An 8,933-nucleotide genomic window follows, 5' to 3' on the forward strand; every position below is an offset into this window, starting at 1 on the left:
AAGAGGTGAATAACAAGTATGGATATTTTTAAGCTTGGAGACAAGATCCTTGCACTTCTTGAGGCGGTGTTTGGGTTTTGGAACAATCAGATATCCCTGGTCTTTGCAATGCTTGGACAGTCACCGGTCAGTTTCAAGGGCGGAGGTCCCTGGGCAGTCATTGAGGGTATTGAGCCGGTCTTTGTAGCGGTCGGCTCTTCCCTTGTTGTGCTGTTCTTTGTTATCGGTTTCTGCTCGGAAAGCATAGACGTAAAAGATGAGATGAGGTTTGAATCAATCCTGCGTATGCTTATCCGACTGGGACTTGCAGAATGGTTTGTTGCAAATAATGTCACGATTATGAAAGCATTTTTTACTTCCATAGGAAATCTGGTGGGACTTATATCTGCCGGGACAACGATGCAGCTTGCCATTGACAGTACACAGGCAGACATCATTAAGGGACTCGGATTTGGTGAAAGTCTGGTAATGCTGATACTTACAGCTTTGCTTGCAATCATCATTATTATCTGTGGATTTTTTATCATCTACACAGTGTATTTCAGGTTCTTAAAGATTCTGATTATTGTGCCGCTTGGTGCGATTGCCTGCTCCACGATGGCAGGAAACAGAATGGTCAGTCATACAATGGCTACCTACTGTAAATATTTCTTGTCATGTGTGTTTGAGGCAGTAACGATGGCACTTGCGATTGTGGTATGTAATGCATTTATCAATGCAGGACTTCCGGCATTTACAGGAAGTTATGCTGACTGGGCACAGACACTTATATATCTGTGTGAAATGACATTTACGATAGCAATGACTGTTGGAAGCGTGAAGGGTGCACAGACACTTACAAGCAAGGCATTTGGATTATAGAAGGAGGCAGAAATGGATAATGAAAAGAAACAGGTTACTTATAATTCAAGTATAACCGGAGAAACGCAGGTGACATTTGATATCCAGCAGTATATGAATAACAGGGCAATGTTTATTGGTCTTATGTGTAATGAAGATGGATATGAGGAGCCTTTTGGGGATGTGACAGTGAATTTATCTGTTGCAGCACCAAATTACTGCGGATATCTGAATGTGAATGACATGCCGGATATTGAAAAGTTTATTACAGACAATGACATTGGAGAGTTTACAGGATTCACGCAGAGGAGCGGTTTCTGCGAATATCCACTTTATCTGTTCAATGTAGATAAGCTTAGGGAACTGTGTCCGGATGGAATGGATAAGTATGAGGCGAATATTGGAATGACAAGAAAGCCGGAAACAAAGGATTTATCAAGATAGGAGGCAGCGACAATGGTAATCGAAGTAAACAAGGATATAGACCGCTATCAGGAATCGGTTGCGATGGGACTTACTGCAAGGCAGCTTATATTTTCCATTGCAAGCGTAGTGGTCGGTGGCGGTATCGTCCTTCTTCTTTACAAGTATATCGGTCTTACGGGTTCTGCTTATGTGGCAATTCCCTGTGTGGCACCGATTGCACTTGGTGGTTTCTATTCCTTTAATGGGATGAATTTCTACGAGTATATGGGAAAGAAACTGCATTTTATGTTTGGAAACAGGGCATTTACCTATGTATCAACAGAGGGAGAGCCTGCAATAAAGCAGTTAGAAGCAGAGCAGAATGAACAGATAAAGAAGAAAGGCAGAAAGGCTGAACCGGAGACTGTAACAGCTGATTCGGTTGTAAAGAAGCAGGAGGAGTTTGAAGCGATGAAGAAAAAGACGAGAAACATGCTGCTTGGACTTGTCGCAGTCATTGTTGCGATAACAGCTGGTATTGCAGCATATAAGGCGATGCATTAGATAAAAAGTATCTGACCGCAAGGTCGGGAACACAGCCCGCAGGGTGAAGTTCCCGGCGGGCTTTCATTATAAGAAAGCGAGGTTAGAGACATGGGTTTATTTACAGACGGATTTAAGTTATTAAAGAAGGCGAGTGAGCCTTTGTATAAGACACCTAAATCCATTCAGGAAACCATAGAGATTATGGCGGTGGCTGAAAACGGCATTTTTGAAGTGAGCAAAAATAAGTATTCCAAATGCTACCGCTTTCAGGACATCAATTACACGACAGCAACGGAGGATGAGCAGATCGGTATTTTCGAGAGGTATTGCAAGTTCCTAAATTCGCTGGACTGTAATTATAAGATTACGATCAACAATAAGAACAAAAACATGGATGAACTCCGTGACAAGGTTCTGATTGCTGAGAAAAACGATGGCTTCAATAATTATAGAAGAATCTACAATGACATCATTGAGGAGAAGATTATTGAGGGCAGACAGGGGATTGAGCAGGAGAGATACCTGACAATCACGATTGAGAGAAAGAACTTCGAGGAGGCAAAGGCACAGTTTGCTACCCTTGAGGCAACGATACACAAGGCTTTCATTGAGCTTGGGGCAGAGATTGTTCCGCTTAATGGCAATGAGAGACTGAAAGTGCTCTATGATTATTATCATCTTGGAGATGAGGGCAGCTTTGATTTTGATATCAAAAAGGCAAAGAAGGTCGGAGCAGATTTTAGAAATGATCTGTGCAATGGGATGGTGAAATATTTCCCGGACCATTTTGAGGATGAGAGTAAATTCTGCAAGGCACTTTTTATCAAAAAGTATCCGAGCAGTTTGTCAGACAGATTTATCAATGAGATTACTTCCCTTCCGGTTCATTCCATCACGAGCATTGATGTGGTGCCTGTTCCTAAGGATTTGACTACAAAGGTGCTTCAGAAGAAATACCTTGGTATTGAGTCGGATATCATTAAGCAGCAGAGAGTCCGTAATAAGAATAACGACTTTTCTACGGAAATTTCATATGCCAAGAGAACGGAGAAAAAGGAGATTGAGGAAATCATGGATGATGTTCGTGAGAATGACCAGTGCCTTTTCTTCGTGGGAGTTACTATTATTCTTATGGCAGAGAGCAAAAAAGAGCTTGATAGCGTCTGTGAGACAGTGGAGACTATCGGAAAGCGTAACAGCTGTACGATTGATACACACTACTTAAAGCAGAGGGAGGCACTCAACACAGCGCTTCCGATTGGTGTAAGACAGGTGGAGACAATGCGTACCCTTCTTACCCAGTCACTTGCGGTGCTTATGCCATTCAATGTGCAGGAATTAAATGACAGCACAGGGAACTATTATGGTATCAATCAGATCAGCAAGAATGTGAATATCGGTAACAGAAAGAAGCTGATAAACGGAAATGGCTTCGTTTTCGGAGTGCCGGGTTCCGGTAAATCCTTCTTCTGTAAGATGGAAATGGGCAGCGTATTCTTGTCGGGAGATGATGAGATAATCGTCATAGATCCAATGAACGAATACTTTGATATTGCTGAGACTTATGGTGGAACAGTGGTAAATATGTCCACTTACACGGATAACTATGTGAATCCGCTGGAGATGGATGTATGGAGCCTTGATCCGAATGATTCCAAGGGAATGGTAAGAGAAAAAGGCGAGTTTATGCTTGGTCTTTGTGAGCAGTGTATCGGAGACAGCTTAAATTCAAGACAGAAGTCAATCATTGACCGCTGCGTGAGAAAGCTGTATATCGACATTGCAAGAAGCAAAGAGAAGTATATCCCGGTGATGAGTGATTTTTACGATATCCTTATGGCGCAGCCGGAGGAGGAAGCAAAGGACATTGCACTGTCACTAGAGCTTTTCGTAAATGGTTCGCTTAACATCTTCAATCACCAGACAAATGTGGATGTGGATAACAGATTTACAGTATATGGCATCAGGGACTTGGGTACAGAACTTAGTCCTATCACAATGCTTGTTATGATGGAATCCATTCAGAACAGGATTGTTGAGAATGGCAAGAGAGGCAAGGCAACATGGCTCTATATTGATGAGTTCCATGTTCTGCTTAATTCCGAGTATTCTGCAAAATACTTGCAGCAGCTCTGGAAGAAGGTAAGAAAGCAGGGAGGTCTTTGTACCGGTATCACGCAGAATGTTGTCGATCTGTTGCAGAATTACACAGCAACCACAATGCTTGCAAACTCTGAGTTTGTGGCACTCTTGAAGCAGGCAAATACAGATAGTTCAAAGATGGCGGAGGTTATCGGGGTATCAGAGGCACAGCTTCGGTTCGTAACTAATACCGCCTCTGGAATGGGACTTATTAAGTGTGGTTCGGTAGTAATTCCCTTTGATAATCAGATCAGCAAGGATACGGATTTGTACAGGCTGTATAATACCAACATTCATGAGAAGATTGCGGAACAGAAGAAAAAAGAAGCAATGCTGCAGTGATAACAGATGAATTTTTATAGAATCTATAGTATAATCAAGAGGTCGGATGAATGTCCGACCTTGATGATAATAAATTAGATATTCCCTATTTTTAAGAAGAAAGCATATAAGATTCGATATGAAAAATAAATAAGGAAGCAGTTCTAAAATGTATCATTTGTACCGGAGAACATGTGGCTGGATTTTAAGATATGCTTATCGTACACTTTGACGAGAATATGTTGATTGGGGATGCAGCGGACCTGGATGCATTTATGGAAATGTATGGTGTGGAAGCAATTTCCAAGGAATATTTGTAATTATTAGGGAAAAGAAAATTTGAATTTTGTGGAGGGTGTTATGCAATATACCGAGGTACAGAATATAGCGAAAAAGACAATCGAGTTCATTAAAGATAATATACAGCCCGGCATGACATTGCTTGAGGTAAGACATTTGTGTGAAACAAAAATGATGGAATTGGGAGCTGATTCTTTTTGGTATTGGGATGTGGGGGCTTTTGTTTTTGCTGGGGATGAAACCACATTATCCGTTTCAGGGAAAGAATATACTACAAGTGAAAGAGTTATTGCAGAAAATGACATTATTACAATCGACTTGAGTCCACAAAATGAGGATACATGGGGCGATTATGCAAGAACCATTATTATTGAAAATGGAAAGGTTGTCGAAACTGATAATGTGACTAATGATGAATGGAAAAAAGGATTGTTGATGGAAGAATATTTGCATGAGGAGATGTGCAAATTTGTTGCACCGGAAACTACCTTCGAGGAGCTATATTATCATATAAATGGTATCATAGAAGAAAAAGGGTATATAAATCTTGATTTCATGGGAAACTTGGGGCATTCAATTGTTCGGCAGAAAAATGATAGAATCTATATAGAAAAGGGCAATCAAATTTGCCTTGGCGAGGTTCATTATTTTACTTTTGAGCCACATATAAGTGTTCAAGGTTCAAAATATGGATATAAAAGAGAGAATATTTACTATTTTGAAAATGGAGAAATCAAAGAGTTATAATTTGTAGATGTACCCGAAATTTCAGTTTCATGTTGCTTTTAATAATTGAATATTGAATGATTTTACATAGCCGTTAAGGAGTAATTTTTGCTCCCTAGCGGCTTATTTTATTTTTCAAAGTAGGAGGTGAGAAAATTGAAAATTAGAAAGGTTGATGACAAACCGATGGTCATTCACACCAAGGAGAAAGCCAAGATTCATGCCCACGAACCGAAGGGAGCCAAGATTAAGGGGAGTAACATCTATACAGTAGAGAGAGGTCCTAAGACAGCTGGTGCAAAGGTAACTAATACGGATAGAAAGAAGTCATATCGCAAGAGTACCATTCATCAGTCAGAGTCGAAGAATAAAGGATTATCAAGATTTAAGCGAAACTATAGAGAATCTAACACTTCCATCAAGACCAAGAACACGAATCTTCACATTGCAGGAAGAACAGGTGCACTTGCAGCCGGGGCAGTAACGGAGCATGTGGAAGGTGGTCAGGAGGTATCGCAGGCAGCATATCTTGCATATGAAGCAAGCCGACCTGTTACCGGAACTGCTTCCAAGGGTGCAGCACTTTTCAGGAAAAAGGCGGCAGCCGAGGCAAAGAAGCGAATCAAGAAGGTAGATGCAGGAAAGAAGCTGGCAAAAAAGACAGCAAAGAAAGCTGCCAAAGATACTGCCAAAACCGTAGCTAAAGAGACGGCAAAAGAAACAGCCAAGACTACTGCCAAGGTTGCAGCGAAAACTGCTTCAAAGACAGCTGCTACAGCGGCAGGAACAGCGGTTGCACCGGGAGTTGGTACTGCAATTGGCATAGCAGCTGGATATGCAGCAGGTGTGTCCATAGAGGTCAAGGATGAAAAGATGACCAACCGGAGCAGGAAGATAAAATTCTTTCTGGATAAGATGAAAGCACAGGAGAATCAGACAGACAGCGTGGCAAAGCTGGTAAAGGATCTGATTGTGCGAAAAGCGATTACCTGGGTAAAGGCAGCGGCACCGATTGTCGGACTGGTGCTTTTATTACTTGTTCTTGTAGTTGCCATGATTGCGGTTCCGGTTATTGCGGCGATAGCAATCCTTTACAATTCTCCATTTGCTTTATTTCTGCCACCACTTGAATCAGGAGATACCGTGCAGACAGTAACGAGTGCTTATGTGCAGGAATTTAACCGGGATGTGAATACGAAAGTGAATGAGCATACCGGATATGACCTTGGAGAGCTTGTATATGTGGACTATGAAGGTATGGAAGAAAACCCAAGCAATTACTATGACATCATGGCTGTCTATATGGTCAAGCATGGTGTCGGAGATACTGCAACAGTCATGAATGATACTTCAAAAGGCTGGCTGCAGGCAGTTGTAAATGATATGTGTTCATACACCACAAGCACAGGAACAAAAGATGTGGAAGAAACAGATGCAGACGGTAATGTAACTACTGTCACGAAGTCGGTTCTGTATGTGAATGTCACACTAAAATCGTACAGGGATATGATTTCGGTCTATGGATTTAATTCTGATCAGGTGGAAATGCTTGAGCAGATCATGAGTCCTGAGTTTATGGGACAGCTTGGATATGCCGGAAGCGGAAGTGGAGGTGGAGGCGGCAGTCCGGGAGTAAGCTCCATGACTGAGGATGAAATCAATGCCATCCTAAACGAAATTACAGACAGCAGGCAGAAAACAGTCTGCTCCTATGCACTACACAGAGTTGGTTTTCCTTATAGTCAGGATTTAAGAGACAGCGGTAACTATTATGACTGCAGTTCCTTAGCCTATTATTCATGGAAAGATGCAGGCGTGGATATTAGTTATGGCGGTGCAACCACAGCGGCAGCGGAGGCACAGGGACTTGATGAAGCCGGAAAGACTGTCTCCTTTGATGAGTTACAGCCGGGAGACCTTATCTTTTACAGTTTTACAAGCAATGGAAGATATAAGAACATCAGCCATGTGGCAGTATATGTCGGAAATGGCAAGGTGGTAGAGGCACTTAATGAAAGTCTTGGTGTGGTCTACAGGGATGTGGCAAGCACAGGAAAGATTGTTGTGATAGGAAGACCATAACAGGAAATTTGCAGAGAGGGCATAGTCCCTCTCTGAGACTGGAGGTAAGAATGGATTTAAAAGATATGATACTGGTAACAGAAAACGACAGGGGAACAGAGACAAATATGCTGATGACTCTGGATGATTATAAGAGTTTTATAGCAATTGATGATATGTCAGAGCTTGCAGAAAATTTGTTGCAGCTTGGAAGGACACTTGGTGAAGCAGATAACTTCACAGAGTATTACAGGGCAGCAAATGTAACTGTATCTGCGAGATTCTGTCTGGATGATATTCAGCTCGGACATTTTCTTCAGGGATTTTATAACGATTCCAAAGAATTCCGGTTTGATAAAGAAGCCAGTTCTTCTGAATGTGTTGCAAAGCTTAAGGAGATTGGAATGACCGATAAGGGCTGGGTGGATGATTTTAACCTGCATTATGAAATGGAGAACCGCTCATTTGAAAGGGGACAGACATTTCATAACTTCAATGACCATGATTACATGGTGCTTGAAGCATTATCACCAAGGAATCTTGTGGTGATGGATATGAAGTCAGGTTCCCTTACAATCGCCCTTGGTGCGACAGAGTATAAGCGTTATCCGAAGGATGAGAAGCCTACAAAGGACAATACCACAATCGGGGTATCGTGGGAGCATGGCATTTATCTAGGTTCCACACTTTCAACTACAAATTTCAAGGCATACAAGAGGGAGTATGGCACACCGGAAAAGATAGAGGATATCTATGATTACAGGGCAAAGCTAAAGCAGAAGTTCTATTTTTATCAGGATATGTCAAAGGATGATGATGTACCAAAGAAGCTGCAGAATGACTTCCTTCACCAGATGTATGAGGATTTTGGAACGATTGAAGAGGACTGTTTTTACGACAGGCTGGAAGATGGAAAGTACGATGAAGGCTTTAAGGAAAGACAGGTAAAGGAAGAAAAGAGCCGGTGATGAGATTTTTACAGGAGGCGATATCATATGGAACAGGAATTTGATGTTGAGATAAAAGAAGTGCTTTCACGAGTACAGAAAGTAAAGGCAGAGTCGCTTGACGATGCCATCAATAAGGCAATGGATATGTATTATGCAGAGCAGATAGTCCTTGGAGCAGAGGACATGAAGGGAGTTGATTTTGCACCTATCAGCGAAAGTCAGCTCCCTTCTTCATTAAAAGAAAACGGAGGAAGAGCAAGATGAAAAGTGATTCAACAACAGTAATTAAGAACATGGAGTTTTTAGTAAAGGAACTTCATAAGGAGTGGGACAGATCGGGTGCTTCTAAGGCATCCGTTATTATTTCCCTTGAGGAAGTAGATGGTATCAATGATAAGTTAAAAGAGATTATCTATCAGACACAGAAGTCAGTCGATGAGGATGAGCTGACCTTTAAACAGAGCATTGCAAAGTCCAAGGAGTGCTATGTGCTTCTTCGTGTGGTGCGTAAGATTGCAAAGGAAAAGGATAAATGCGAAAAACAGGCAATCGACAATGAATTTGCAATCGAGCTGGATAAGGATGAGTTAAAGCTCTTTAAGGGATTGTTTGCAGAGATGTTTAAGTAGAGGAGGACAAAGG

At 41.7% G+C, this 8,933-nt stretch carries 9 protein-coding genes; all 9 read left to right on the plus strand.

Annotated elements, in window-relative coordinates; all coding sequences use genetic code 11:
• Nucleotides 1-18: 18 nt before the first annotated feature.
• The 9 genes from DWV68_RS06940 (at nt 19) to DWV68_RS06980 (ending at nt 8,920) form a co-directional block, all read left to right on the plus strand.
• Entirely contained in the window at nt 19-861 is an 843-nt protein-coding gene (locus DWV68_RS06940; protein WP_117606312.1) for a hypothetical protein, read from the plus strand.
• Nucleotides 862-873: 12 nt separating this feature from the next.
• Nucleotides 874-1,284 (plus strand): DUF4313 domain-containing protein, encoded by a 411-nt coding sequence (locus tag DWV68_RS06945; protein WP_004611541.1) that lies wholly within the window; start codon nt 874-876, stop codon nt 1,282-1,284.
• A 12-nt stretch (nt 1,285-1,296) separates the two neighbouring features.
• Nucleotides 1,297-1,809: a PrgI family protein gene (locus tag DWV68_RS06950; RefSeq protein ID WP_117874780.1), complete on the plus strand. Its 513-nt coding sequence runs from the start codon at nt 1,297-1,299 to the stop codon at nt 1,807-1,809.
• Nucleotides 1,810-1,899: 90 nt separating this feature from the next.
• On the plus strand, nt 1,900-4,275 hold the full coding sequence (locus tag DWV68_RS06955; RefSeq protein WP_077326136.1) for a VirB4-like conjugal transfer ATPase, CD1110 family: 2,376 nt from the start codon (nt 1,900-1,902) through the stop codon (nt 4,273-4,275).
• 339 nt (nt 4,276-4,614) lie between these two features.
• Nucleotides 4,615-5,301, plus strand: a complete 687-nt coding sequence (locus DWV68_RS06960; protein ID WP_055062581.1) for a M24 family metallopeptidase — start codon at nt 4,615-4,617, stop codon at nt 5,299-5,301.
• Nucleotides 5,302-5,466: 165 nt separating this feature from the next.
• Nucleotides 5,467-7,362 (plus strand): C40 family peptidase, encoded by a 1,896-nt coding sequence (locus tag DWV68_RS06965; RefSeq protein ID WP_117528223.1) that lies wholly within the window; start codon nt 5,467-5,469, stop codon nt 7,360-7,362.
• Nucleotides 7,363-7,412: 50 nt separating this feature from the next.
• The gene (locus tag DWV68_RS06970) at nt 7,413-8,309 is read left to right on the plus strand and encodes a hypothetical protein (protein WP_117568848.1); all 897 of its coding nucleotides are present in this window, start codon (nt 7,413-7,415) and stop codon (nt 8,307-8,309) included.
• Between the two features lie 27 nt (nt 8,310-8,336).
• Nucleotides 8,337-8,555 (plus strand): DpnD/PcfM family protein, encoded by a 219-nt coding sequence (locus tag DWV68_RS06975; RefSeq protein WP_015567852.1) that lies wholly within the window; start codon nt 8,337-8,339, stop codon nt 8,553-8,555.
• Nucleotides 8,552-8,920 (plus strand): hypothetical protein, encoded by a 369-nt coding sequence (locus DWV68_RS06980; protein ID WP_106492169.1) that lies wholly within the window; start codon nt 8,552-8,554, stop codon nt 8,918-8,920. The genes DWV68_RS06975 and DWV68_RS06980 overlap by 4 nt, the downstream gene beginning before the upstream one ends.
• Nucleotides 8,921-8,933 lie beyond the last annotated feature (13 nt).

The organism is Roseburia sp. AF12-17LB (genome assembly GCF_003479605.1).
Taxonomy (GTDB): Bacteria; Bacillota; Clostridia; order Lachnospirales; family Lachnospiraceae; genus Roseburia_C; species Roseburia_C amylophila.

What these genes read in the sequence shown, in the direction of transcription:
- DWV68_RS06940 (WP_117606312.1), top strand. Translation starts at nt 19, where the DNA reads ATGGATATTTTTAAGCTTGGAGACAAGATCCTTGCACTTCTTGAGGCG.
- DWV68_RS06945 (WP_004611541.1), top strand. Translation starts at nt 874, where the DNA reads ATGGATAATGAAAAGAAACAGGTTACTTATAATTCAAGTATAACCGGA.
- DWV68_RS06950 (WP_117874780.1), top strand. Translation starts at nt 1,297, where the DNA reads ATGGTAATCGAAGTAAACAAGGATATAGACCGCTATCAGGAATCGGTT.
- DWV68_RS06955 (WP_077326136.1), top strand. Translation starts at nt 1,900, where the DNA reads ATGGGTTTATTTACAGACGGATTTAAGTTATTAAAGAAGGCGAGTGAG.
- DWV68_RS06960 (WP_055062581.1), top strand. Translation starts at nt 4,615, where the DNA reads ATGCAATATACCGAGGTACAGAATATAGCGAAAAAGACAATCGAGTTC.
- DWV68_RS06965 (WP_117528223.1), top strand. Translation starts at nt 5,467, where the DNA reads ATGGTCATTCACACCAAGGAGAAAGCCAAGATTCATGCCCACGAACCG.
- DWV68_RS06970 (WP_117568848.1), top strand. Translation starts at nt 7,413, where the DNA reads ATGGATTTAAAAGATATGATACTGGTAACAGAAAACGACAGGGGAACA.
- DWV68_RS06975 (WP_015567852.1), top strand. Translation starts at nt 8,337, where the DNA reads ATGGAACAGGAATTTGATGTTGAGATAAAAGAAGTGCTTTCACGAGTA.
- DWV68_RS06980 (WP_106492169.1), top strand. Translation starts at nt 8,552, where the DNA reads ATGAAAAGTGATTCAACAACAGTAATTAAGAACATGGAGTTTTTAGTA.